Source organism: Croceitalea vernalis (assembly GCF_031846405.1).
GTDB classification, from domain to species: Bacteria; Bacteroidota; Bacteroidia; order Flavobacteriales; family Flavobacteriaceae; genus Croceitalea; species Croceitalea vernalis.
Genome location: NZ_JAVRHU010000003.1, coordinates 137,188 through 162,229 on the forward strand (window position 1 = coordinate 137,188; position 25,042 = coordinate 162,229).

At 33.7% G+C, this 25,042-nt stretch carries 25 protein-coding genes; 12 read left to right on the forward strand and 13 right to left on the reverse strand.

Annotation, left to right across the window (positions count from 1 at the left end; translation table 11 throughout):
• Positions 1–3: 3 nt before the first annotated feature.
• Positions 4–1,044, reverse strand: a complete 1,041-nt coding sequence (locus RM520_RS11025) for a quinone-dependent dihydroorotate dehydrogenase (protein WP_311385757.1) — start codon at positions 1,042–1,044, stop codon at positions 4–6.
• 59 nt (positions 1,045–1,103) lie between these two features.
• Positions 1,104–1,523 (reverse strand): hypothetical protein, encoded by a 420-nt coding sequence (locus tag RM520_RS11030; protein WP_311385758.1) that lies wholly within the window; start codon positions 1,521–1,523, stop codon positions 1,104–1,106.
• Between the two features lie 99 nt (positions 1,524–1,622).
• On the opposite strand from RM520_RS11030, the gene pepT reads away from it, so the two are divergent.
• Together pepT and RM520_RS11040 are read left to right on the forward strand one after the other, a co-directional pair.
• Positions 1,623–2,849 (forward strand): peptidase T, encoded by a 1,227-nt coding sequence (gene pepT / locus RM520_RS11035; protein WP_311388050.1) that lies wholly within the window; start codon positions 1,623–1,625, stop codon positions 2,847–2,849.
• Positions 2,850–2,897: 48 nt separating this feature from the next.
• Entirely contained in the window at positions 2,898–3,500 is a 603-nt protein-coding gene (locus RM520_RS11040) for a YdeI/OmpD-associated family protein (RefSeq protein ID WP_311385760.1), read from the forward strand.
• 12 nt (positions 3,501–3,512) lie between these two features.
• Here RM520_RS11040 and RM520_RS11045 read toward each other — a convergent pair whose 3' ends face one another.
• From RM520_RS11045 to nusB, 4 genes are all read right to left on the reverse strand, one after another.
• Positions 3,513–4,859: a Gfo/Idh/MocA family protein gene (locus RM520_RS11045; RefSeq protein ID WP_311388051.1), complete on the reverse strand. Its 1,347-nt coding sequence runs from the start codon at positions 4,857–4,859 to the stop codon at positions 3,513–3,515.
• A gap of 93 nt (positions 4,860–4,952) precedes the next feature.
• Complete coding sequence (yajC, locus tag RM520_RS11050; protein ID WP_311385762.1) at positions 4,953–5,243, reverse strand: preprotein translocase subunit YajC; 291 nt, start codon at positions 5,241–5,243, stop codon at positions 4,953–4,955.
• A 9-nt stretch (positions 5,244–5,252) separates the two neighbouring features.
• Positions 5,253–5,732 (reverse strand): DUF1573 domain-containing protein, encoded by a 480-nt coding sequence (locus RM520_RS11055; RefSeq protein WP_311385763.1) that lies wholly within the window; start codon positions 5,730–5,732, stop codon positions 5,253–5,255.
• 52 nt (positions 5,733–5,784) lie between these two features.
• The gene (gene nusB, locus RM520_RS11060; protein WP_311385764.1) at positions 5,785–6,729 is read right to left on the reverse strand and encodes a transcription antitermination factor NusB; all 945 of its coding nucleotides are present in this window, start codon (positions 6,727–6,729) and stop codon (positions 5,785–5,787) included.
• Positions 6,730–6,897: 168 nt separating this feature from the next.
• Here nusB and RM520_RS11065 point away from each other — a divergent pair, with 168 nt between their 5' ends.
• The 3 genes from RM520_RS11065 to RM520_RS11075 all read left to right on the forward strand — a co-directional run bounded on the left by RM520_RS11065 (position 6,898) and on the right by RM520_RS11075 (position 11,722).
• Positions 6,898–8,646 carry an ABC transporter ATP-binding protein gene (locus tag RM520_RS11065; RefSeq protein ID WP_311385765.1) on the forward strand — a complete coding sequence of 583 codons (1,749 nt, stop codon included), beginning with the start codon at positions 6,898–6,900 and terminating at the stop codon, positions 8,644–8,646.
• 82 nt (positions 8,647–8,728) lie between these two features.
• Positions 8,729–9,112, forward strand: coding sequence for a PUR family DNA/RNA-binding protein (locus RM520_RS11070; RefSeq protein ID WP_311385766.1), 384 nt, complete (start codon positions 8,729–8,731; stop codon positions 9,110–9,112).
• Positions 9,113–9,196: 84 nt separating this feature from the next.
• Positions 9,197–11,722: a M14 family zinc carboxypeptidase gene (locus RM520_RS11075; RefSeq protein ID WP_311388052.1), complete on the forward strand. Its 2,526-nt coding sequence runs from the start codon at positions 9,197–9,199 to the stop codon at positions 11,720–11,722.
• A 9-nt stretch (positions 11,723–11,731) separates the two neighbouring features.
• Here the strand turns inward: RM520_RS11075 and RM520_RS11080 are convergent, their stop codons facing one another.
• Together RM520_RS11080 and RM520_RS11085 are read right to left on the reverse strand one after the other, a co-directional pair.
• Positions 11,732–12,784 carry a 1-acyl-sn-glycerol-3-phosphate acyltransferase gene (locus tag RM520_RS11080; protein WP_311388053.1) on the reverse strand — a complete coding sequence of 351 codons (1,053 nt, stop codon included), beginning with the start codon at positions 12,782–12,784 and terminating at the stop codon, positions 11,732–11,734.
• Positions 12,781–13,698 (reverse strand): bile acid:sodium symporter family protein, encoded by a 918-nt coding sequence (locus tag RM520_RS11085; RefSeq protein WP_311388054.1) that lies wholly within the window; start codon positions 13,696–13,698, stop codon positions 12,781–12,783. Before RM520_RS11085 ends, RM520_RS11080 begins: the two co-directional genes overlap by 4 nt.
• 217 nt (positions 13,699–13,915) lie before the next feature.
• Between RM520_RS11085 and RM520_RS11090 the strand changes: the two genes are divergently transcribed.
• The 4 genes from RM520_RS11090 to RM520_RS11105 all read left to right on the forward strand — a co-directional run bounded on the left by RM520_RS11090 (position 13,916) and on the right by RM520_RS11105 (position 17,047).
• Positions 13,916–15,568 carry a hypothetical protein gene (locus tag RM520_RS11090; RefSeq protein ID WP_311388055.1) on the forward strand — a complete coding sequence of 551 codons (1,653 nt, stop codon included), beginning with the start codon at positions 13,916–13,918 and terminating at the stop codon, positions 15,566–15,568.
• A 65-nt stretch (positions 15,569–15,633) separates the two neighbouring features.
• Complete coding sequence (locus tag RM520_RS11095; protein WP_311388056.1) at positions 15,634–16,194, forward strand: thioredoxin family protein; 561 nt, start codon at positions 15,634–15,636, stop codon at positions 16,192–16,194.
• A gap of 2 nt (positions 16,195–16,196) precedes the next feature.
• A complete protein-coding gene (locus RM520_RS11100; protein ID WP_311385772.1) occupies positions 16,197–16,517 on the forward strand; it encodes a cupin domain-containing protein in 321 nt (106 codons plus the stop codon).
• 8 nt (positions 16,518–16,525) lie between these two features.
• The gene (locus tag RM520_RS11105; RefSeq protein ID WP_311388057.1) at positions 16,526–17,047 is read left to right on the forward strand and encodes a GNAT family N-acetyltransferase; all 522 of its coding nucleotides are present in this window, start codon (positions 16,526–16,528) and stop codon (positions 17,045–17,047) included.
• On the opposite strand, the gene RM520_RS11110 is transcribed toward RM520_RS11105, so the two are convergent.
• A complete protein-coding gene (locus RM520_RS11110; RefSeq protein WP_311388058.1) occupies positions 17,048–17,590 on the reverse strand; it encodes a YfiT family bacillithiol transferase in 543 nt (180 codons plus the stop codon). It abuts the gene before it with no gap.
• A gap of 273 nt (positions 17,591–17,863) precedes the next feature.
• On the opposite strand from RM520_RS11110, the gene RM520_RS11115 reads away from it, so the two are divergent.
• Positions 17,864–18,058, forward strand: coding sequence for a cold-shock protein (locus RM520_RS11115; RefSeq protein WP_311352733.1), 195 nt, complete (start codon positions 17,864–17,866; stop codon positions 18,056–18,058).
• A gap of 466 nt (positions 18,059–18,524) precedes the next feature.
• Here the strand turns inward: RM520_RS11115 and RM520_RS11120 are convergent, their stop codons facing one another.
• Positions 18,525–19,457: a peptidylprolyl isomerase gene (locus RM520_RS11120; protein ID WP_311385775.1), complete on the reverse strand. Its 933-nt coding sequence runs from the start codon at positions 19,455–19,457 to the stop codon at positions 18,525–18,527.
• 149 nt (positions 19,458–19,606) lie between these two features.
• Between RM520_RS11120 and RM520_RS11125 the strand changes: the two genes are divergently transcribed.
• A complete protein-coding gene (locus RM520_RS11125) occupies positions 19,607–20,713 on the forward strand; it encodes a polysaccharide lyase family 7 protein (RefSeq protein ID WP_311385776.1) in 1,107 nt (368 codons plus the stop codon).
• Here the strand turns inward: RM520_RS11125 and RM520_RS11130 are convergent.
• Positions 20,710–22,104 (reverse strand): M20/M25/M40 family metallo-hydrolase, encoded by a 1,395-nt coding sequence (locus RM520_RS11130; RefSeq protein WP_311388059.1) that lies wholly within the window; start codon positions 22,102–22,104, stop codon positions 20,710–20,712. The two genes, RM520_RS11125 and RM520_RS11130, sit on opposite strands and share 4 nt — an antisense overlap.
• Complete coding sequence (locus RM520_RS11135) at positions 22,101–22,985, reverse strand: PPK2 family polyphosphate kinase (RefSeq protein WP_311388060.1); 885 nt, start codon at positions 22,983–22,985, stop codon at positions 22,101–22,103. Before RM520_RS11135 ends, RM520_RS11130 begins: the two co-directional genes overlap by 4 nt.
• Positions 22,986–23,154: 169 nt before the next feature.
• Here RM520_RS11135 and RM520_RS11140 point away from each other — a divergent pair, with 169 nt between their 5' ends.
• A complete protein-coding gene (locus RM520_RS11140) occupies positions 23,155–23,871 on the forward strand; it encodes a hypothetical protein (protein ID WP_311385779.1) in 717 nt (238 codons plus the stop codon).
• On the opposite strand, the gene RM520_RS11145 is transcribed toward RM520_RS11140, so the two are convergent.
• Positions 23,872–25,035, reverse strand: coding sequence for a sigma-54-dependent transcriptional regulator (locus RM520_RS11145; protein WP_311388061.1), 1,164 nt, complete (start codon positions 25,033–25,035; stop codon positions 23,872–23,874).
• Positions 25,036–25,042: the final 7 nt, after the last annotated feature.

Sequence of the window (25,042 nt, forward strand, 5' to 3'; positions counted from 1 at the left end):
GACTTATGATTCCTTTTTCAAGATAGCCTTATTGATTTGTTTTAGCAAACTAGGTCCTTCATAAACAAATCCAGTATATAACTGAATTAAATCAGCACCTGCTTCTATTTTTTCAAGAGCGTCTGCAGCAGAATGAATACCACCTACCCCGATAATGGGAAAAGCCTTTTTACTCTTTTCTGATAAAAACCGAATTACTTCAGTGCTTCTATTTGTCAAAGGCTTACCGCTTAATCCTCCTTTTTCTTCAGCCAAGGTTAAATGAGATTTTAAATGATTCCGAGCAATTGTAGTATTGGTAGCGATGACGCCGTCAATTTTAGTAGTTCTGACGATATCAATAATATCTATTAGCTGTTCATTTGTTAAATCTGGAGCTATTTTAAGTAAAATAGGTTTTTCATTTTTAGCAAATTTTTGAGCATTCTTAATATTGGCCCTTTTCAACTTATGTAATATATCAGATAGTGGTTTCTTATCTTGAAGTTCTCTCAAACCAGGGGTATTCGGCGAGCTTACATTGACTACAAAATAATCAACATGCTCAAAAAGCGCATCAAAACAGATGAGATAGTCTTTAACGGCATCTTTATTTGCAGTGACTTTGTTCTTTCCAATATTGCCACCAACCAATACTCGGTGCTTCTTTTTTAATCGCTCAACAGCATCAAAAACCCCACTATTATTAAAGCCCATTCGGTTAATAATAGCTTGGTCATCAAGCAATCTAAACAGTCTCTTCTTTGGATTGCCTGGTTGTGGCTTTGGCGTTAAGGTGCCTATTTCAATAAAGCCAAAACCAAAATCTGAAAACTCATTATATAATTTAGCATCTTTATCAAAACCAGCCGCAAGACCGATAGGGTTCTTAAATTTTAATCCAAAAACCTCACGTTCTAACCTTTTATCATTAACCACAAATAGCTTTCTAAAAACTAGTCCTAAACCAATTTTAGAAAAAAAACGAATCATAGTAAACGAAAAATAATGGGCAGTCTCCGCATCAAGTAAAAAAACAATTGGGCGGATAACGAACTTATACATTAAGACTAATTTTTTGCAAAAATAGAAACTATAAAAAGAGTAGGTTATAAAAATATGAATTATTCGTTCACTGACCTTGAGGTGTAAATCGGACTCCTCGACAATTGATTACAGAGCATGATATATACATTATACTGCTTATTAGTAAATGTGCCTAACATACGTTTGTCTAGTAACCTCATATTTGCCGCCATACTATCTAGTAGAGCTTTATAATTATAAGACATTTTAAGTAAATCTTCCGGTGAAGCTTGGGCATGATTCTTAAGAAGATTATTTGCTTTTAATTCAAAAATTTCATTTCTGAACTTCAGCTCAGCACCCCAATTTTTTAAATTTTCAGTTTGTTCTTCTGTTAATTCAAAAACTTCTGTAATAATGACATCATCTTTACCACCAATACCTAAATAGCAATCTTCTTGTGCATAGGACGAGAAGAATATTAATATGGAGAAAATAAAAAGTAGTTGTTCTTTCAAATGAACTCAAATTAAACCTTCGAAATATACTAAGTGAAAATAACGAATTCGAATATTTACGGTCGAATAAACATTATTTTTGATGAAAAGCATTTATTGATGGAAAAACTACTACCCCGTTTTTTAGATTATGTGACTATTGACACCCAAAGCGACCCCAAATCAAACACAACACCAAGCACTGAAAAACAATGGGTTTTAGCAAAAAAACTGGTTTTAGAACTACATAAAATTGGAATGCAAGAAGTCTCTATTGATGAAAATGCTTATATCATGGCAACCTTACCTAGTAATATGGAAAAGGAGATTCCAACCATTGGCTTCATTTCACATTTTGATACCACACCTGATTTCAGTGGCTATAATGTTAGACCAAAGATTATTGAAAATTATGATGGGAAAGAAATACTTTTAAACACCACAAAAAACATAGTTCTGTCGCCAGAATATTTTGAAGATCTACTGCAATATAAAGGACAAACTTTAATCACCACAGATGGTACTACTTTACTTGGAGCAGATGATAAAGCAGGTATCGCAGAAATCATAACGGCGATGGAATTTCTGATTCAACATCCTGAAATTAAACACGGGAAAATACGGGTAGGTTTTACCCCTGATGAAGAAATTGGAAGAGGGGCCCATAAGTTTGATGTAAAAAAATTTGGTGCTGAATGGGCCTATACTATAGATGGTAGTCAAGTTGGAGAATTGGAATATGAAAATTTCAATGCCGCAGGAGCAAAAATCACCATAACCGGCAAAAGTGTTCACCCAGGATATGCAAAGGACAAAATGATTAATGCTCTTGTTTTAGCAAATCAATTTTTAAGCCTTTTACCACCGGAAGAAACGCCAGAAACTACCGAGGGCACTGAAGGATTTTTTCATGTTCACCATATCAGTGGAGAAATTGAACAGGCCAAAATTGAATTAATTATTCGTGATCATGATGAAGAACAATTTCAGGCTCGAAAGGATTTGATTAAAGATATTACCCAAAAAATAAATTCAAAATACCCCGATTCAGTCATAGTTGAAATTAATGACCAATATTTCAATATGAAAGAAAAAATTGAACCGGCCTATCATATTGTTGAAATTGCCGAAGAAGCCATGATACAACTAGGTATTCAACCTATCATAAAGCCTATAAGAGGTGGTACTGATGGTTCTCAATTAAGTTTTATGGGCTTACCCTGCCCTAATATTTTTGCTGGAGGTCATAATTTTCATGGAAAATATGAATATGTGCCTTTAGAAAGCATGCAAAAAGCGGTAAAGACAATAGTTAAAATTTGTCAACTAACCGGAGAGAAGTTTTAAGGTAAAAACTATTTGCTATCTTGAATTGAAAACTTTTAAGAAGTATAAATGGACAAGTTAGAAAAAATAGCTTCCTATTTTAACGAAGAGCACCATTACCAAACAGGGATTGAGGCTCTGAGAACTATTGCCCTAAGCACGCCAGTAGAAGAAACTTATAAATGGCAATTTCCTACTTACACTATTAACAGTAAAAACATTTTCGCAATTTGTAAGTTTAAAAGTCATTTCGGCATTTGGTTTTTTAACGGAGTATTTTTGAACGATCCTTTTAATGTTTTAGAAAATGCTCAAGAAGGAAAAACAAAAGCCATGAGGCATTGGAAATTTAAAGCTATTGAGGACATTGATAAAAAACTTGTTTTAGCTTATATAAAGGAAGCCATTGAAAATCAAAAACAAGGCAAAGTACTCGTGGCATCAAAGAAAAAAGCTAAACAACTTGAAATTCCGTTGTTGTTAGCTGAGGCTTTGTCTAAAGATGAAAAAGCAAAAACTGCATTTGGTAAATTATCTACATACAAACAAAATGAATATTGCGAATACATTCATACTGCAAAGCAAGAGAAAACCAAAATAAATCGTCTTGAAAAATCTATAACACTCATTAAGCAAGGCATTGGACTTAATGATAAGTATAAAAACTGTTGATTTGGTACATCTCTAAAATTTAGGAATGTTCCAACCATTGTGATAAGTTGGTATAATTAGTTCATTTGCTTTTGCATTATCAAAAATCCCTTTCTGTTTATCCCAGTAAATTCTATTACCTGATTTATAAGCAATATTTCCCATATGACATACTAAAGCAGTATCGTAGCCTACTTCAATAGGAGCATTTAAAGTAGATCTGTCTCTTGATTTTACAGATTCTATGAAATTCTTGGTATGCAAATCCAAACCATTACCTTGATTTGTTTGTAGAGGAATAGCATCTATTTTTGGTCCTAAATTTTTATCCCAATCTTCTCGCTCATCTTCAGGAATAACTTCCCAACCACTTCTATCAAGTATTAATGTTCCATTATTTCCTATAAAAGCAATACCATGATCGCGGCCATAATTACCTCCATCAATACCGGTTGCATGCTCCCAAAGTATTGAAAAGTCATCATATTCATAAACGGTTTGCAAAGTATCAGGAGCTTCTTGGGCATCATTTGGATATGCAAATTTACCTCCTAAAGCCATCACAGATTTAGGCGTTCCTGCTTTCATTCCATAAAGCGCATAGTCCATTAAATGCACCCCCCAATCCGTCATCAATCCTCCAGCGTAATCCCAAAACCATCTAAAATTAAAATGAAATCGATTTGGGTTAAAAGGTCTTTTTAAAGCCGGCCCTAGCCACATATTATAATCAACTCCTTTTGGTACCGAACTATCTGGTAAAACTGGTATTGATTTCATCCATCCTTGGTAAGCCCATGCTTTTGCCAAACGAATTTGACCTAATTTACCCGAGTGAACATATTCGATAGCATCAACGAAGTGGGGCTGACTCCTTTGCCATTGGCCAATCTGCACTATACTATTATTTGCATTAACAAAATCTAGCATTGTCTTACTCTCGGCTATAGAATTAGCAATAGGTTTTTCACAATATGCATCCTTTCCTGCAGCTATGGCATCTGTAAATTGCAGACAATGCCAATGATCTGGGGTTCCAATGATAACAATATCAACATCTTTGTCATCTAAAAGTTTTCTATAATCCTGGTACAATTTTGGTTTTTTGACTCCAGCTTTGTTCAAATCATTGGAACGAGATTCTAAGACATTTTTATCAACATCACAAAGAGCTACCACTTTAACTTCACTTATCTTAAGCATGGAAATTAAATCTGTAAAGCCCATACCACGGCACCCAATAAGACCGACTTGAATAGTATCATTTGGACTTACCTTATTACGAACAGTTGCTAATAATTCGACTGGAAAAAGTAGTGAGGCCCCCAAACTAGTGCTGCAAATAAAACTCTTTTTGATAAAATTCCTGCGGTTATCCATAGTGTTTTGTCTTCGTAAAAAGATACCAAATAATTGAACATAAAAAAAGCACCTGTTAACACAGGTGCTTAAAAATCAATGTTTAATTGAATTTTATTTCTTTACTGGAGCAGGATTCAGCTTTCTGCTCATTTCCATTGAAATGGCACTTTTATCAAATTTTAAACGACCAGCCATTGTTTCAATAACGCAAGACCCATCTTTGTCATTTAATTCCGTTACTTTACCATGCAGTCCACTTTTGGTTATTATCTTATCTCCTTTTTTTAAAGCTTCCGCAAATTTCTTTTCATCCTTCTGACGTTTCATTTGTGGTCTTATCATAAAAAAATAAGCCACAACAAAAATCAGTATTAGCGGAAAAAACTGTCCTAATCCTTCCATATAATTTTTTTAGCTTTTTACTGGTCCAGAAGGAGCAGCACCTTTAGGGTTAACAAAAGCTTTTATTCTTAATAATTCAGAACCTTTTTGAGTATTTGCTGTAACCGTAATAGTTTTAGTCACTTGATTCTGACCTGCACCATTAAATTTCACAACCATTTCGCCTGAGGCTCCTGGAGCGATTGGTGTATTTTTTGGGTATTGAGGCACTGTACAACCACAACTACTTTTAGCATCGGTAATGATTAACGGTGCATCACCAGTGTTGGTAAAAGTAAAAATAGTTTCTTGTGGTGTTCCTTGAACGATTTGACCAAAGTCATGTTCTGACTTATCAAAAGACATCACAGGTATTTTTTTGGCAACCTCATCTCTTTCAGTAGCAGTTTCTACATTATCAGCTACAATTTTTGTTGTTGCTTTTTCTTTACAAGACATTGAAATAAACAAAAGTGCGATAACACTTAAGGCAGTTACTGTTCTTTTCATTATTATAAATTTTTATTTATACAAAAATAACGAATTACTCTTTATTATAGTATTAAAGCAAGCCGCGACCTATTTTCTGTAATTTCCCATCTGTTTTGTACTCTTTGACCAACTTATCTAAAATTCCATTAATGAAAATACTACTCTTTGGTGTAGAGTACTCTTTAGCAATCTCTAAGTATTCGTTGATGGTGACTTTTTCAGGTATTGAAGAGAAATTAAGCAATTCACAAATTGCCATTTTTAATAATATATAATCAATCTCGGCAATTCTATCTTTATCCCAATTAGGAGTTTTACCTTCTATTTCTTTCTCCCACTTTTCATTATTTAATAAGGTCTTCACCAAAAGATCGTTAGCAAAAACCATATCCTGATCGTCTTTTAACAATGCCGGAGTAAAAAAATTCACTGGATTGTTCGGCTTCGACTTTTTAAGACGCTTAACTAAAAAGGTATTTACAATTGGAATGTCATCTACCCAAGTTAATTTATCATCTTCAAAATATTCATATATTTTTTCATTGGGAGCTATTGTTTCTTTGAATAAGGCAATAATAAAATCCACGTCATTTTCAAAACTGTCTTTTTCAGACATCATGTATCTTTCATACATTTTGCTTGACATAATTTCTTTAAAAATAATCTTCACATATTCTTCATTCAAATACCAATTTTGAATTTTCTTATTTTCTAATAAGGATTTTAAATTCTCGTCTTCAGCTAATTGTAGTAAAAGCCTATTATTTACAAATTTCTCTTTATCTGGGTAGTCCGTAGTGTCAGCTAAATATTTCTTTGTGGCATGAACCACGTGTTTATTAGCCATTTGATGTAATTCTATCAAAAGACTCAACATTAGAAGATATAAGGTATAGGTATTTTCAATACTAACTTTTAGAAACTTTTCTTGTTTCTCAAGAGCATTGTCTTTTGACTGAATCAATGCATATATACATTGCATCACTTTTACTCGAATATGCCGTCTGGTTAGCATTTTTAAAGAACTTTAGATGATTGGTGAAATTTTACGAGGCAAAAGTAAGCTTATATTTCTATTAGACCTATGGTTCTTTTTTATCTTATCAGTTTTATAACATTAGTTTGTTCTTCAAACCCATATCTTTGAGACTTGTCTTAAACCAAGAAACCGCGAACATCTTTTATGCAAGAACTTAGGCATATCAATAAATACTTTAAAAAGTATAGATTTAAACTTCTTTTAGGAATTATAATTACGATTATCGCGAGGGTATTTTCTCTTATTATGCCTTCTTATGTAAGTAAGTCCGTTGATACTATTAAAGAATTTGTTGATGGCAATATTGAAGGCAGCATTGTAAAAGGCCTCCTTTTTGAATATATACTTATAATTATCGGGGCTGCTCTTCTATCTGGTTTATTCACTTTTTTGATGCGACAAACTATAATCAACGTATCAAGGTACATTGAATATGATTTAAAGAACGAGGTTTTCGACCATTATCAATATTTAAATCTCAACTTTTATAAAAGAAATAGAATTGGCGATTTAATGAATCGTATTAGTGAAGACGTCACCCAAGTTCGCATGTATGGCGGACCAGCAATAATGTACGGCATTCAAACATTAACGCTATTTGTTTGTCTTATACCTTTAATGTTTATTAAGGCTCCTACTATCGCATTTTATACCTTAATACCCTTACCTATTCTTTCTGTTTTGATTTACCAAATCAGTAAGATTATTCATAAGCGTAGCACAAAAGTTCAAGAATACTTATCTAAACTTTCAACTTTTACTCAAGAATCTTTTTCTGGGGTTTCGGTTATTAAAGCATATAATTTAGAGGAATCAATTAACAATGACCTTTATGATTTAGCCGAAGAAGGTAAAAATACGAGTATGGACTTGGCAAAAGTTAATGCTTGGTTTTTTCCCTTGATGATTCTATTAATTGGTATTAGTAATTTGTTTGTAATCTATATCGGCGGCAAACAATATATTAATGGTGAAATTGGACTGGGTATTATAGCAGAATTCATCTTATATGTGAATATGCTAACGTGGCCTGTAGCAGTTGTTGGATGGCTCACTTCAATTGTACAACGAGCAGAAGCTTCCCAAAAACGAATAAATGAATTTTTAAAGGAACAACCGACTATTAAAAATGAAGTTTTGACAACAAATGAGGTAAAGGGAAAAATTGAATTCAAGAATGTTTCTTTTACTTATGAGGATACAAATATTACAGCCCTTAAAAATGTTTCTTTTACTATTGAACCCGGAGAAACGGTAGCATTTTTAGGCAAGACAGGTTCAGGCAAATCAACTATTCTTGATTTGGTTGCCAGATTATACGATACCACTAAAGGTGAAATTTTAATAGATGGCACTCCGATTCAAAAAGTTAACCTTAATAGCCTTAGAAGCTCAATTGGCGCTGTTCCTCAAGATGCTTTTCTTTTTTCAGACACTATTGAAAATAATATTCGATTTGGTAAAGAAGATGCAGTCATAGATGAAATTGAAACTGTTGCTAAAAATGCTGTCGTTCATGAAAATATTATGGCATTTACAAATCAATATAACACCGTACTAGGCGAAAGAGGAATCACCTTGAGTGGAGGACAAAAGCAAAGAGTTTCAATAGCTCGTGCTTTATTAAAGAGTCCAAAAATTTATCTCTTTGACGACTGTTTATCTGCTGTCGACACTGAAACTGAAGAAGAAATTTTAAAGAATTTAAAACAGGCTTCAGAAGACAAAACCACACTAATTGTTAGCCATCGAGTTTCTTCTGCTAAAAATGCAGATAAAATTATTATCCTAGAAGATGGCAGTATTTTACAAGAAGGAAATCATGAAGAATTAAACAATACGGAAGGCTACTATCAACAACTTTACTTGGATCAACTTACCGAGAAAGAATAGCAAAAAAGTTGCTGGATTAGCTTTTTTTTTACATTTTTGATAGATTACAATGTTTCCCCTATTATAAAACACTAAACCTATTATGAGCGAAAAAGATTTAATGGATCAGGAAGAAATTTACTCCAAAGTCTTACGAGCAGGCAGAAGGACTTATTTTTTTGATGTAAGAAGTACAAAGGCCGGAGATTATTATTTGACTATAACAGAGAGTAAAAAGTTTACACACGATGATGGCTCTTTTCATTACAAAAAGCACAAAATTTATTTGTACAAAGAAGATTTTCACGCTTTTAAAGACATCATGGAAGAAATGATGACTTACATTATAGATGAAAAAGGAACCGAGGTTATTTCTGAACGTCACCAAAAAGATTTTAAAAAGGAAGAAGACATTCCGAAAAGTTCTACTGATGAAAGCGGAACTACATCAGGTAATTTTACGGATGTAAGTTTTGATGACATTTAGTAAAAAGTTAAAATAATCAGAACAAACGACCTGTTTACGCAGGTCGTTTTTTATTTTTAGAAATGCTAATTCAAACCACCTAAAATGAAAAAAATACTAGTAATCGCATTCTTGGCTATAAATGTTATTGGACTTGCTCAAGAAAAAATCACACTTGATTATTACTTACCTAAAAACATCAGCTATGATGAATCAATTCCGAAACCAGCGAAAGTAATTGGTCATGAAGTAGGCGAATGGCATGTAACTCATGACAAGCTCATGTTTTACATGCAAACACTTGCTAAAGCAAGTAATCGTATAACTATTGAAACAAGAGGAGAAACTTTTGAAGGGCGACCTATTTTATTATTAACTGTTACATCTGCTAAAAATCATCAAAATATTGATCAAATTAGAAAAGACCACATTGCATTAACTGAAAGTGGTTCTGGCAATATGAATACAGCTGAAATGCCAATAGTTGTTTATCAAGGCTTTTCAATTCATGGTAATGAACCTAGTGGCTCTAATGCTTCTCTTGCTTATGCCTATTATTTGGCAGCTGCTCAAGGTCCAGAAATTGAAGCAAAATTGGATAATATGGTGATATTACTAGATCCAAGTTTTAACCCTGATGGTCTACAACGTTTTGCGTATTGGGCTAACACCAATCGCAGTATTAATCTTAATCCTGACAAGAACGATAGAGAATATTCTGAAGTATGGCCAGGGGGTAGAACTAATCATTATTGGTTTGACATGAACCGTGATTGGTTACCAGTACAATTACCGGAAAGTAGAGCTAGAATAAAAACCTTTCACAAATGGTTACCCAATATTTTAACTGATCATCATGAAATGGGTACTAACTCAACCTTTTTCTTTCAACCAGGTGAACCCACTCGTGTTAATCCGTTAACTCCGAAAATTAATCAAGAATTGACTAAAGAAATAGGTACTTACCATGCAAATGCCTTAGACAAAATAGGTTCTTTGTATTACTCTGAAGAAAATTATGATGACTACTATTATGGTAAAGGTTCCACCTTTCCTGATGTTAATGGAAGTATTGGCATCTTATTTGAGCAAGGCAGTTCTAGAGGTCATATTCAAGAAAGTGAAAATGGTATTTTAACTTTTCCATTTACGATTCGTAATCAATTTACTACTGCACTATCAACCATTGAAGCAGCAGAAAACATGCGTAGTAAAATTCTAGATTATCAAAGAAAATACTATACTGATATCAAAAATGAAGCAGCCAGAAGTAAAACTAAAGGTTATGTTTTTGGTGATAGTAAAGATGCCTCAAAAGCTTGGCATTTAGCCGAAATTTTGAACCGTCATCAAATTAAATTTCATGATTTAGCAAATGATGTAACTATTAGCGGAAAGGCCTATAAAAAAGGAGCAGGTTATATAGTGCCCATCAATCAAAAAAACCCAAGACTAATACAAGCGATGTTCGAAAAGCGTACGACGTTTACTGATAGTCTTTTTTATGATATTTCGGCTTGGACATTTCCATTAGCATTTAATGTAGACTATGCGGAAATCACTTCATTAGCCAATGCAGGAGCACAGATTACAGATTTTAAACCTTTAAACAGCTCGGTTAGTGGTCAAAGTACTTACGCTTATCTCTTTGAATGGAATGAGTATTATACACCCAAAGCACTTAATAGAATACTTGAAAAAGGTTTAAGAGCCAAAACGGCAAAATCACCTTTTTCGTTACAAGGCAAAAACTATGATTATGGTACGATAATGATTCCTGTTCAAAATCAAAAACTTGATGGAAAAGAACTTTATGATTTTTTGAAAGAAGTTGCAGAAGAAAGTTATTTAAATATTAACGCAGTTTCGACAGGTCTTACAAAAGGAATTGATTTAGGAAGCAATGATTTTGACCCTATTAAAAAACAACAAGTGGCCATTTTAGTTGGCGACGGAATTCGTTCATATGATGCGGGTGAAATTTGGCATCTTTTTGACACGCGTTATCAAATGAAGTTAACTAAACTAGATACTCGAGATTTAAGTAGTGCCGATTTAAGTCACTACACTGATATCATTGTGCCTGGTGGCTGGGGTAGTAATATGGTCAACAAATCAAAAACAGAGAAACTAAAGAAATGGGTGAAAGAAGGTGGAACCATTATTGGATATAGGAATACTGCCAATTGGTTTAACAAATATGAGTTCATGAAACTCGAAATGAAAAAAGACACTTTAATAGCCAAAAACATTTCTTTTGAAGAAAGAAGAGATTTTTTAGGAGCCCAAGTGACTGGCGGTGCAATTTTCGAAGCGAAATTAGACCGCTCACATCCAATTAACTTTGGGTATAAGAATGATAAAATTTCGCTATTTAGAAATACGAACATTTATCTTAAAGCAGACAAGAATAGCTATAATAATCCTATTCAGTACACTAACAGTCCGCTACAAAGTGGTTATATATCTGAGGAAAATGCAGAACTCATAAAAAACAGTGTGCCTTTTAAGGTAAATCGTATGGGTCAAGGCAAGGTGATTTTATTCACAGATAACACTAATTTTAGAGCTTTCTGGTACGGTACAAACAAACTATTAATGAACGCTATTTTCTTTGGTGAAATGATGTAGTAGTCTTATCTATTCATTCCTTTGAAGAGGATTCTTAATTAAGAATAAATTCAAAACAGCATGTCCAATCACTAAAAGACATGCTGTTTTTATAGGAATAAAAGCGCCCGAAAACAATAAGAATAATAGATAGAAAACTGGATAAATTATCATTGAAAAACCAAACCTAAACGTGCTCATGAACTCTGCTTCAGGTACTTTAGGTTTTAATAATACTCTCCAAATTAATACAAAGGGAATATTATTTAAATAGAACAATATTCTAAAAATCTTGGACAGTAAAGTGTTTTTTTGTTTTGGTAATGTATTTATCTCTGCTTTCTCATTAATCAAATAACTATTTATGGTTTTTGGGCGTAAATAATCAACTTCATTGAAATCCAATTGTTCAATTACAACTTGATAGTCTTCTTCATTTTCAATATGTGTTGTTAGCTGTTTTAGACCTTTAGATACTTCGGACTTCAAATTTTGAATACTTTGATTTTTATTATCAGAAATGAAATCTTGCACACGAATTGCTTTTCCAAAATGCAAAATTGCGCTATCTCCAAAATCGGTTGGATTCTGATAATTCTGACCAATAGGAATTAAAATTATATCACTCTTTGAATGCTGTTCAAGTACATTAAATAAGATTCTAGTAAAACCTTTACTTAAAGACCTAATTCGTCGCTTAAGATTATGGTTGGCTTCAGGAAAAATTAAAATAGCTTCTTGTTTATTTAGTAAATCAGAGCATTTATCAAAAATAGCATGGTTTTTAGCTAGTGAAGTTTTCCCATCTCTTAAACGATAAATGGGTAACATTTGTAAAAATTGAAATAATGGTCGTAACAAAGCAATTTTAAAGACATCAGCACGCGTTAAAAACCATGTTTTTCTAGAACACCTGGTGGCAATTAACAATACATCCAACAAGGCGTTTTGATGATTTGATAAAAAAACAACGGGTTTATTTTGAGGAATGTTTTCAAGACCTTTAACTTCAATTGATTTATAATAAAATGAAAGCCCTAGTGATATCAAATTCTTAATAAAATAATATACTGATTTTTTCAAACTAACTCTTCTTTTTTATTAGGCTCATATCCCCAGAGTCCGCCTAAGATTAAACCTGAAACTAAATGCCAAATACCCCAAAAAGCAGTGAGAATAGCCATCCCTCCAAGTCCATCAAAAAAAGTAAAAATCAAGAGTAATCCTAGTCCTGAATTTTGAATTCCCGTTTCAATTGTGATACTTCGAATATTCTTTTTTGAAAAACCCATCAACTTTGCTAGAGAAAACCCTGTAATAAAGGCAATCAAATTATGAAGTAATACTAGCCAAAAAACGTAAAAAACATAATCTAAAAAGATATCCCTGTTTTTAAATAGTGCTAGAAAGATTAGTACAACAAAAAATAAGAGCGATCCTATTTTAAAATACTTCGACAATTTAAAAGCTAATTTTGGTTTTAAACGATTCACCAACATACCTAATAACAAAGGAAATCCTAATAATAATGAAACAAGTTTGATCATTTCAAGAGGAGAAATGGCTACCTCTTTTAAAATAGCGGCTGTAGGATCATATAAACTTCCCCAAAACTGTAAGTTCAAAGGTGTCATGAAAATAGCAAGTAAAGTTGCTATTGCAGTAAGTGTAACTGATAATGCGGAATTGCCTTTGGCCAAATGTGTAATAAAGTTTGAGATGTTACCACCAGGGCAAGCAGCAACCATAAACATACCTAAAGCAATACTAGGTGTAGGGTTAGTGAACCAGACCAATAAAAAGGTAACTAGAGGTAATACTATGAATTGACTAAACACTCCTGTCAAAACCAATTTTGGTTTTTGTAACAACTGCTTAAAGTCATTAACAGATATTTCTAACGCTATCCCAAACATGACCAAAGCCAAAGCTAAATTGAGTGACCACAGTGTATTTGAATCAAAGTTTATGTGAACATTGTCTATTAGTTGCTCCAAGAACTTAAAATTTATGAAGAGCAATATACTCTATCTTTTTTTGAATTTAATTTGATAATCTAAAAAGTACGTCGCACTACCCTTAAACCTATTTTCCGAAAATATCTTAAAAAAGTCATACGTTTTAAAAGACTTAATTTCATATCTTATTAGACTTTATATTCGATATAGTGGATTCAATAGTTTAATTCTACTTCAACTTAAAAAGTAATTCAAGATGAGACGTTTTTATTATTCATTAATTATAGCTTTTATAGCCATTACTCTTTTCTCTTTTAAAAAAAATCAAAACCAACCTAGTCCGTCATATGAAGAACTAGAGTTGCTATTTAAAGAATGGAGAAGCTTTGAAAACCCGCCTAAAGCTGATAGTGTTCCGGATTACACCTTAAATACTTTTAAAAAACGCTGGCCTATTTTTAAGTCCCTACAGGCCCAACTAATGGCCATTGACACCACTAATTGGTTGACTGAAGAAAAAGTTGATTGGCACATTGTTTGGGCAGAAATGAATGGTTATGATTTTAACTATAATATTTTAAAACCCTGGGAACGTGACCCAGCTTTTTATAAAGTATTGTGGATGAACCGCAGTGACGTTCCCGCTCATGAAGGGCCTACAAATCACGCCACAATTGAAATTTGGACTTATGACTTTCCACTAAACCAGGCATCAAAACAAAAACTATTGAATGAAATTAATCTCATACCAAAATTTTATGAGCAAGCAAGGCAAAATTTAACTGGTAATGCTAAGGATTTATGGGTAACCGGTATCCGAGATATAAGTTCACAAGCTAGAAACCTTAGCACAATTAAAGCATGGGAGAGTATTAAAGACCAAGCTGATTTAGTAAGTGCAATTGATACTGCCATTTTAGCTACTGATGAATTGGTCAAATGGCTTGAAATCAAAGGTAAAAGCAAGACAGGTCCATCAGGTATTGGTAAAGAGAACTATACATGGTATTTGCAAAATGTACATTTAGTTCCAATGACATGGGATGATGAAGTACTACTTTTAAAACGAGAATTATCCAGAGCTTGGTCGGCTTTAAAATTAGAGGAGCATAAAAATAAAGACTTACCAAGACTTACGGCAGCAAATACCGCAGACGATTTTGATAAAATGACAGTAAAATCTGCAGATAAGTTGTTACAATTTTTAAATGACAAAGAAATTGTCACCGTTAAAGATTATTTCAAACCTGCCTTATATGAACATCTTGGAACTTTTATACCAGAGGAGAAACGCAACTTTTTTGAAATTGGAAGACATTACAATCCTGGCCCTTTATACTCTCACTTTTATCACTGGTTTGAATTAGCCCGAATGGATAATGAACCACATAAAAGTAAAATTAGAAAAGGACCATTACTCTATAATATTTTTGATTCAAGAAACGAGGGGACCGCAACTGCAGTAGAAGAAATGTTTATGGATGCCGGGCTTTATGATAACAACCCAAGGGTAATTGAGATAGTGTATATCATGATTGCACAAAGAGCGGCGAGAGGCCTCGGCTCACTTTATGCCCATGCTAATGAAATGACAATGGAAGAAGCAGGAGGAATTCATTCAGAGTTTACACCACGTGGCTGGATGAAAACTGAAAAAGAGCTATTGATTTTTGAACAACATCTTTACTTAAGACAACCTGGTTACGGAACAAGCTATATCACGGGTAAATATTTGCTCGAAGCAGCTATGGCCGACTTTGCAAAAATGAAGGAAGCTAATAATCAGGAATTTCAGCTTAAAGAATTCTTTGACCAATTAAACGCTATTGGAAATATCCCGATTAGTTTAGGGCATTGGCAGATGACTGGTGTAGACCAGCAAGTGAGGTTAATTACAAATAAAAATTAAAAGCTTAATGATTATCACAATTCATTAAACGTCTTTAAATTAGATGAACAATTGAAACCAATAAAATGGCTCGCACACCAAGTAACATGTTACCATTAGGTACAAAAGCTCCCAATTTTTCACTTTTTGATACGGTTAGTGGACAAACTTTAAGCCTTCAAGAACTCAAAGGTGAAAAAGGTACTGTTATCATGTTTATTTGTAATCATTGTCCTTTTGTTTTACATGTTAATCCAGAATTGGCTAAGCTAGGTCATGAGTATCAAAAAAAGGGAATTGGCATTATTGCAATTTCAAGTAACGATGTTGAAAACTATCCTCAAGATGCTCCACATCTAATGACCAAAGTTGCAAAAAATGAAGATTATACTTTCCCGTATTTATACGATGAAAGTCAAGAGGTAGCCAAATCATATGATGCTGCCTGTACCCCAGATTTCTACTTATTCGACAAGAATTTAGAATTAAGATATCGAGGCCAATTAGATGATTCAAGACCTGGTAATGGAATTGCTTTATCCGGAAAAGACTTAAGAAATGCTATAGATAATCTTTTAGCTGGACTGAAAATATCAGAAATTCAAAAACCTAGTATTGGCTGTAATATAAAATGGGTTAATGGATAATTATGAAAATTAACCCGAAAGAAGCATTACAAAAGCTTGCCAATCAAAAAAGTAAGTTCTTAAAATTATTTGAACACGGCTCTTTATCTGTAGAAATTTACAAGCCAATTAAAGTTGATTTGCAAAAGCCTCATTCTTATGATGAAGTTTATATTATTGTTTCAGGAACAGGACATTTTATAAATGGAGAAACCAAATCCACGGTTGCTCCTGGAGATTTCTTTTTTGTACCGGCAGGAGTTGCACATCGTTTTGAAAACTTCACTGAAGATTTTTCAACTTGGGTATTGTTTTATGGCCCTGAAGGTGGTGAAGCTAATTGAATTTTATCATGAATCTGAATTTTATCCCAGTTAATGAAGAAAACCTCACAAGATATTTACAAGTTGGTATTCAATCCTACGAAGAACACTACTTACATCTTTGGGAAAATTCAGACCCAACGCCTTTTATAGATGCCTTTCTGACTCAACAATCTGTAAAAGATGCCTTAAAAGATTCGCATCAACTTTTTTATATAATTCAATGTAACCAAAAAGATGTGGGTATTTTAAATCTTACCATAAACAATGAAAAAGGTAATTTTTTATCAAAAAACAATTTGTTACTAAACAAAATATATCTTTTAAAAAATTATTCATCCTTAGGAATTGGAACAATGACCCTCGACTTTGTACAAAATTTAGCTAAGAATAAACAAAAAGACGTGGTTTGGTTGTACACGATGAAAAAGGGAAATCCACTTTCATTTTATCTTAAACATGGTTATAAAATCATTAAAGAAGCTTTCATAGAACTTCCTAAAGTCCTTGAAAAAGAAAAAGAAATGTGGTTAATGTCTAAAAATATTTAGTCACCAATCTTTTCTAGTAATAAGGTTTTCAATATGTGCTAAATGATGACTACCATGCCAAGCATATCGACCTATATTCTCAGCGAGTGTTGTTTCTTCATTTCCATCAGGATGAGTAAACCTTCTTTCTAAATCTTTTGTTGATAATCCTTTAAGCAAATAGACCAATTTAGCATGTACGGCACTTAGATGATCTAATGACAATTGAATAGGCGCAGTTTTGGCATCAAAAAGACTAGACCATTCTTTTTCTAGATAAGGCTTTATCACTGGATTATCTTCAGTCAAAGCCCATTTAAAACGAATATAACTATGATGATGACTATCAGAAATATGATGCACTAGTTGCCTAACTGTCCAACCTCCTGGGCGATAAGTAGTCTCTAATTGAGCATTAGAAAGTCTATTTACCAACTTGGATAATTTTTCAGGCAAATGCTCTAAAACAGCTATCCATTCGCTTAAATGTTCCGGTTTAATTGGAGTAGGAATTTCATATTTTCCAATAGGGTACCTCAGTTGTTCCAAAGCAGTTTTATCCATGAGTTAAAATTAAGAAACTATGATTAATTCAAGTTAAAAACAAATACAATAAAAGAAGTATTGTGAATATAAAAAAGAGATTTGTATGCCCAAACTTTTCGTGACTAATACTAAAACAAAATATTTCTTCTTCGGTAATTTTCAAATTTTTAATCAGATATCAGCCTGACAGCGGCTATATCAACGTAAATTTTACCAAAAATTAACATAAAGCCCTTCATTGTCAACAAATTAAACGTACATTTGCTGCTCAAATTAATTATTATTTTTATTATGAGTAAAGGAACAGTAAAATTCTTCAATGATTCAAAGGGCTACGGCTTTATTACTGAAGAAGGTTCAAACACAGATCACTTCGTACACATTTCAGGTTTAATCGATGAGATTAGAGAAGGTGACAATGTAGAATTCGAACTACAACAAGGTAAAAAAGGATTGAACGCCGTAAATGTACAAGTTATAGATTAAGGTAAACAGCACACTTTTTTATATGAAAGCCTCCACTTTATTGTGGAGGCTTTTTTTTATACTTTTTTGTTTGAACTTTACGCAACTTAAAAGCCATGTGACGTCTAATAATTAAATGATTACGGTTTCCCCAACTAAAATCAATAGCCATGGTAACTTTTTTATGGGTTCTAATTGGCCTACTTGCTATCAATTTTGCACTTTTATTTATAAGTGTTAATGATTTTAAAAAATAAGTAGGGTTTTTCTTCGTTTAACTGTTATAGGTGAAAGCATCTTTCATTTTAAATAACAAACCACAGTCAAATGAATACCTTTTTTACAATTCTACTTTTCTTGCTTGCAATCAACTTATTTTTGTTATTGTTAAGCGTTAATAGAGCAAAATAAAAAAGCCTCCTTGAAAGGAAGCTTTTTATTTTTTTGGTTGAAACTATACTATTATAGTTAGGCCAACTATACTTTCCTATTTTACATCCATCAATTCCACATCAAAAATCAAAGTGGCATCAGGAGGAATAACACCACCAGCACCAGCACTACCATATCCAAGGTGAGAAGGAATTACAAATCGGGCTTTATCACCTACTTTTAATAGTGCAATACCTTCATCCCATCCAGAAATCACTTGACCTACACCTAATTGAAAATCAATTGGTTTGTTTCTTTTGAATGAGGAATCAAATACTTGACCATCAGGCAAACTTCCTTCATAGTGAACTGAAACAGTTTTACCTTTTTCGGCTTTTATACCTGAACCATTTTGTATCATTTTAAAGCGTAAGCCAGAATCGGTTTTATCAAAACCTGCAGCTAGTTCTTCCATTGCAGCCTCAGCTTGCGCTTTTAGTTCGGCGATTCTTTTCTCTCTTGCTCCTTCAAAGGTTCTAAAAGATTCGATAGCATTGAACTTTTCCGCTTCATCCCCTACCCTAACAATTTCCAAACTTTCAATAGTATCACCTTGAGCAACTGTATCAACAACTTCTTGACCTGACTCAACATGACCAAAAACAGTATGTTTGTTATCTAACCAAGGTGTAGGAACATGAGTTATAAAAAACTGACTACCATTAGTTCCAGGTCCTGCATTGGCCATAGAAAGTACTCCAGGTTCAGAGTGATTAAGATCTGGGTGAAACTCATCATCAAATTGGTAACCCGGACTACCAGTTCCAGTACCTTGAGGACACCCCCCTTGAACCATAAAATCGGGAATAACTCTATGGAACTTTAATCCATCATAATATGGTTTACCCTGTGGTTTAGCCTCATTTTCCATATTTCCTTCAGCCAAGGCAACAAAGTTACCCACTGTACCTGGTGTTTTATCGTGAGTAAGTTTTACTAAAATCTCACCTTTTGTAGTATTAAATTTTGCGTATATACCTTCTTGCATTTTACTCATTTTAATTGAGCGGCAAAGGTAATGGTTTTTAGGCTCAAAGAAAATTAAGTGCTCCTGCTACGAACAAAAGCAAATTATATCCTATCTCTTTTTGCTATCTTAGACCAAAGCTTTAAATATATAATCATTAAGTATTCTGTATGACATATTCGCCAATCAAACTAATTTACTTAGCCCTGATAATCTTTTTCACTTTGCATAGTTGCAAAAACCCTGGTGGTGAATCAAAACAAAAAACGGAAGTCACGGCTGACATAGGTAAAACTCAAAAATTAGTATATGCCAGTGAGGTAACTCCATTTTTTGACGATTGGAAATTAATTTTAGGTGATGGGTCTAATGCTGGTATCGCAAATAATTTTGAACACAAAGATTTCTTTTATACCGTAAATGATGGTAAAAGCAATTGGGTAGTATACAAAGCTCCAAACGCTGGCAATACCCATGGAACATCAAATAATACTAGAACAGAATTGGCTCAAGCAAAAAAATGGTATCCTAAAACCGCGAATGATAAATTAACAGCTACACTTAAAGTGATGAATGTCTCTAGTACTGGTGATGCAAGGGTTGCATCAACTCATTCCGTAGTTGTCGGTCAAATACATAGCGCCGATGGACATGAAAATGAACCTCTCAAAATTTTTTACAAGAAGTTTCCAAGTCATAATAAAGGTTCTGTTTTTTGGCATTATGAAATTAATACTGCAGGTGACGATAACTCAGGACGATGGGATTATTCTACAGCAGTTTGGGGAAACGACTTTTCTGTTGTAGGCAATGAAGAAAACACATATCCTGACGAACCTAAAGATGGCATAGCTCTAGGCGAAGAATTTAGTTACCAAATAGAAGTAAAAGAGGGCATTATGTATTTAAAGTTTATGAGCGATGGTCATGAAACCAAATCATTTACAAAAAACTTGATTAATTCAGAATACGCAAACAAAGCCGAAATTCCTGAACAAACTCAAAAATTATTTGTGCCAATTGGTCAAGATGGTGTAGAACGTATTTCAGCTTATACTGGTGAAGGATTATTTTTTAAGCTAGGTTCTTATAATCAAACCAATGGAAAATCTCCAGAGGTAAATAAAAATTGGTGCTCCGGAGCTGAAACCCATGGTGGTGATATTCAAAAACAATATGCTGATGGAAACTATGCCGAGGTTTGGTTTAAAACAGCAAGTATTTCAGTTAGCGATTCTGCCGTATCTAATCAGGGTTATTTTACTAAGAATGATTAGCCTTTAATTTTCTTTTGAATACCAAAACCATATTTATCGGCTAAGTAAATAAGACTAGTCATGGTTGCTGCACCTAACTCTAGTTCTCTTTTATTCACATGTTCAAACGTATCATTTTCAGCGTGATGGTGATCAAAATATCGCTGGGAATCTGGTCTTAGACCGGCAAGTACGAGGCCTTCGTCTTTAAGTGGACCTATATCAGCACCACTACCACCCTTTATAAACATATGAATTAAATAAGGTTCAAAAAGTTTTTTCCAACCCTGAACCTGGGCAAATTCTTCGTCAGAACAATCAAACGAAAATCCTCTAGGAGTGAATCCACCTGCATCACTTTCTAGAGCGAAAACATGATTCTCTTTTTTACTTTTTGCCTCTTCAGCATACTTATTACCTCCTCTAAGTCCGTTTTCTTCATTCATAAACAAAACAACTCTAATAGTACGTTTGGGTTTGTAACCGCTCGCCTTAATCAATCTTAAAACATCCATACTTTGCACAACACCAGCACCATCATCATGAGAACCATCACCTAAATCCCAAGAGTCTAAATGACCGCCAACAATCATGATTTCATCTGGGTAGGTTGTTCCTTTTATCTCCCCGATGACATTATAAGATTCTACATCATCAAACTGTTTACAGTTTTGCTTAAAATAAAAGTTGATATCAGGGTTTAACTGTAAAGTAGTACTTAATAAGTCAGCCCCTTTTGTACTAATTGCCGCTGCGGGAATTCTATTCTGCACTGGGGTGTCGCCATAACTCATTGAACCCGTATGCGGATAATCATCTTGTCTTAAATTCATGGAGCGTACAATAACCCCCAAAGCCCCATATTTACCAGCTTCTTCAGCCCCAGAATAGCGCTGATCTACACAGCCAGAATAAGCACTAAATGTGCTAATTTTAGTTGGATCCATCGGACGGTTATAAAAAACAATTTTTCCTCTTATGTTTTCAATACCTAGTTTTTCTAAATCTTCAATACCCTTTACTTCAATAATATTAGCTTTTATGCCGACATCTGGCGTAGCGACAGATCCGCCCAGAGCACAGATTGGCACATTTGTAGTTAGGCCAGGCTTCGTTTCGATATATGCAAATTCGGGTGTGCCACGAACCCATTTCGGCACCATTACTGGTTGCAGCCAAACCCTATCTAAACCTAGAGAATCAAGTTGATTTCTTGTATAGTCCACTGCCTGTTGAGCCTGCACGGAACCAGAAAGTCTGCCACCGATTTGGTTAGAAAGGTGATTTAGCCAATCATATGCTTTACCATTTGTAAGGGCCATATCATAAATAGCCTTAATTTGTTTTTCATCAGCAGTCTGTGAAAATACAGTGCTTAAAGTTAAAAGGGCAATCAGAAGGGTGATTCTCATTCTTTCTCTTTTTCTAATTCTTGTTTGAAGGTTTCTAAATTAGCTTTTATTTCTTCATCTAGCTCAGGCTCTTGTACATCTTTGTATTTTTTTAACGCTTCTAATAATATTGAAGCGACAAGTACTCTTGCTGCTTTTTTATCATCGGCAGGAATAATGTGCCAGGGCGCATGAGGTTTTGAGGTCTTATTTATTGCCTCTTCATAACAGGCTTGATATTTATCCCAAAGTTTTCGCTCTTTTAAATCACTAGGTGAGAATTTCCAGTTTTTCTCTTTCAATTCTAAACGCCTTAGCAACCGTTGTCGTTGCTCTTCTTTAGATAGATGCAGAAAAAACTTAAAAATTAAGGTTCCATTTTCAGCAATGTGCTTTTCAAAATCATTTATCTGTCGATATCGATTCTCCCAGAACTCCGTATTTACATCTTCAATATTCTCAACACCAGGAATGTTTTCTCCTAAAATATAATTTGGATGAACTTTAGTTACCAAAACATTCTCATAATGTGTTCTATTGAAAACACTAAACCTGCCTCTTTCAGGCAATGCTATATAATGTCTCCATAAATAATCATGATTAAGCTCTAACTCGGTAGGCACTTTGAAACTATGAACCTCAACACCTCTTGCATTTAGCTCTTTAAAAACTTCTCGTATTAGGCTATCTTTTCCAGCTGTATCCATACCTTGCAAACAGACTAAGACACCATACTTTCCATGCGCATACAAGGTATTTTGAAACTCGGCCAATTCGCGTGTGACATTACGAAGCTTCTTTTTTAGGGCCTTGCTATCTTGTCCTAAATTATCCAGGGTATTTCTTTCAGAAAGCTTAATTGGTTTATCGACTCGATAATGGGTGATATCTATATTATCCATAGCCAGAAATATAAACAATTTTCAGCATTTACTCTAAATGAAATGCAGCATGTATTTCGTCGGTATTTAGAGAATTTTCTTCCTTTTAAAGAGTAAAAAAGTGATTTAACCGATGGAATTTTTATTCGTTTTGACTCTAGACTACCTTTGGAAGACCAAATCAATTTTTATGAAAACCTACAGAAAAGTTGTATTACTAATAGCCACTATTTTGGGTGTTTTGTTCTTATTATTAATGGCTTCATTCACCACTATTAATGCCTGTGCCTTTGCTAACCAACATTCTGTTTTCATAAAGAGTCAAACCCAATTAGCCATTGAGTCTTCCGATTTAGAGCAAGCGAAATATTACGCTTATAAAGCTTTAAAAGGCATCAACAAGACTAAAAATAATTTTAAAGATTGTGGTTGCGAAAATGCTTTGGTAAATATTAAACAAGCAGAACAAAACTTAAAACAAGCTACAAAAACAAACTCACTAGAGGCTTCTAAATCATTTCTACAAACAGCTTTAAAAAGCACCATGATTAGTATTAATGCCTTAGAGGAATTTGAAGATGGAGATAATACCACTTACGGTAATGATGTCTTAGTACTTAACACAAAACAAGTATTAAACGAACAAGGTGGAGTAATTTTACCCAAAGCAAAAAGGTTAAAAGAAGCTATAGATTTAAATGTTTCTCAATTTGAACAATCTTTACAAAATGTGTTAGAACACGTAGAGTGCGGAGATGCCTTTAATTTCATTTCAAAAATACATACGAAAACAAAAGAGAAACTTGGTGACAAATCACTATCAGAGGCCAAAATTTATTACCACGTTCGCGTAAAAGAGATTACTTATAATGCTTTGTTGAGTTTAGAGGGCTGTCCTGCCAAGTAATTATTTACTAGCAAACAGTTTTACATCATCTTCATTAACTTCATTACCACCTAAGATAATAAGCCGTTCAACAACATTTCGTAATTCCCGAACATTGCCGGTCCAATCATAACCTTTTAATAATTCCAATGCTTTTTTAGAAAAGCTCTTTTTGACTGTCCCTTGTTCATTCGCAATCTTAGTAGAAAAATGTTCAATTAATAAAGGAATATCATTTCTACGGTCATTTAATGACGGTACTTTTATTAAAATAACAGCCAAACGATGGTATAAATCTTCTCGAAACTTACCGTCTTCAATTTCTTGTTTTAGGTTTTTATTTGTTGCTGCAACTACACGTACATCCACTTTTATGTCCTTGTCTGTACCGACTCTTGAAATTTTATTTTCTTGTAAAGCGCGCAGTACTTTTGCTTGTGCAGATAAACTCATATCACCAATTTCATCTAAAAATATAGTTCCCTTATTTGCAGCTTCAAATTTACCTGCTCTATCTTTTACTGCGGAAGTAAAGGCCCCTTTTACATGACCAAACAACTCACTTTCAATAAGTTCAGACGGAATTGCAGCGCAGTTAACCTCTATAAAAGGTGCTGAAGATCGCTGACTCTTTTCGTGCACCCAATGTGCTACCAATTCTTTTCCTGTACCATTTGAACCAGTTATTAAAACTCGAGCATCGGTAGGCGCGACTTTTTCAATCATGTCTTTGATGATGCCTATTTCAGGACTATCACCTATCATTTCATAATTCTTACTTACTTTTTTCTTTAAAATCTTATTTTCAACAACCAATTCTTTTCTGTCAAGAGCATTACGAACAGTTGTCAAAAGTCTATTTAAATCTGGTGGTTTTGATATATAATCAAAGGCGCCTAACCGCATCGTATTAACCGCAGTATCCAAATCTCCATGCCCTGATATCATTATAAATGGAATTTCGGGTTTGATTTTTTTAGCCGCTTCTAAGACCTCAACACCATCCATTTTAGGCATTTTAATATCACAAAGCACCAAATCAAAATCATCTTTTTTGATGGTTTCCATTCCTCTTAAACCATCTTCTGCTTCCATGACATTATAAGCATCATTTTCTTCACTAAGTATTTTTACTAACACCCTTCTTATGGCTGCTTCATCTTCTATGACCAATATTTTTGACATGTGCTTT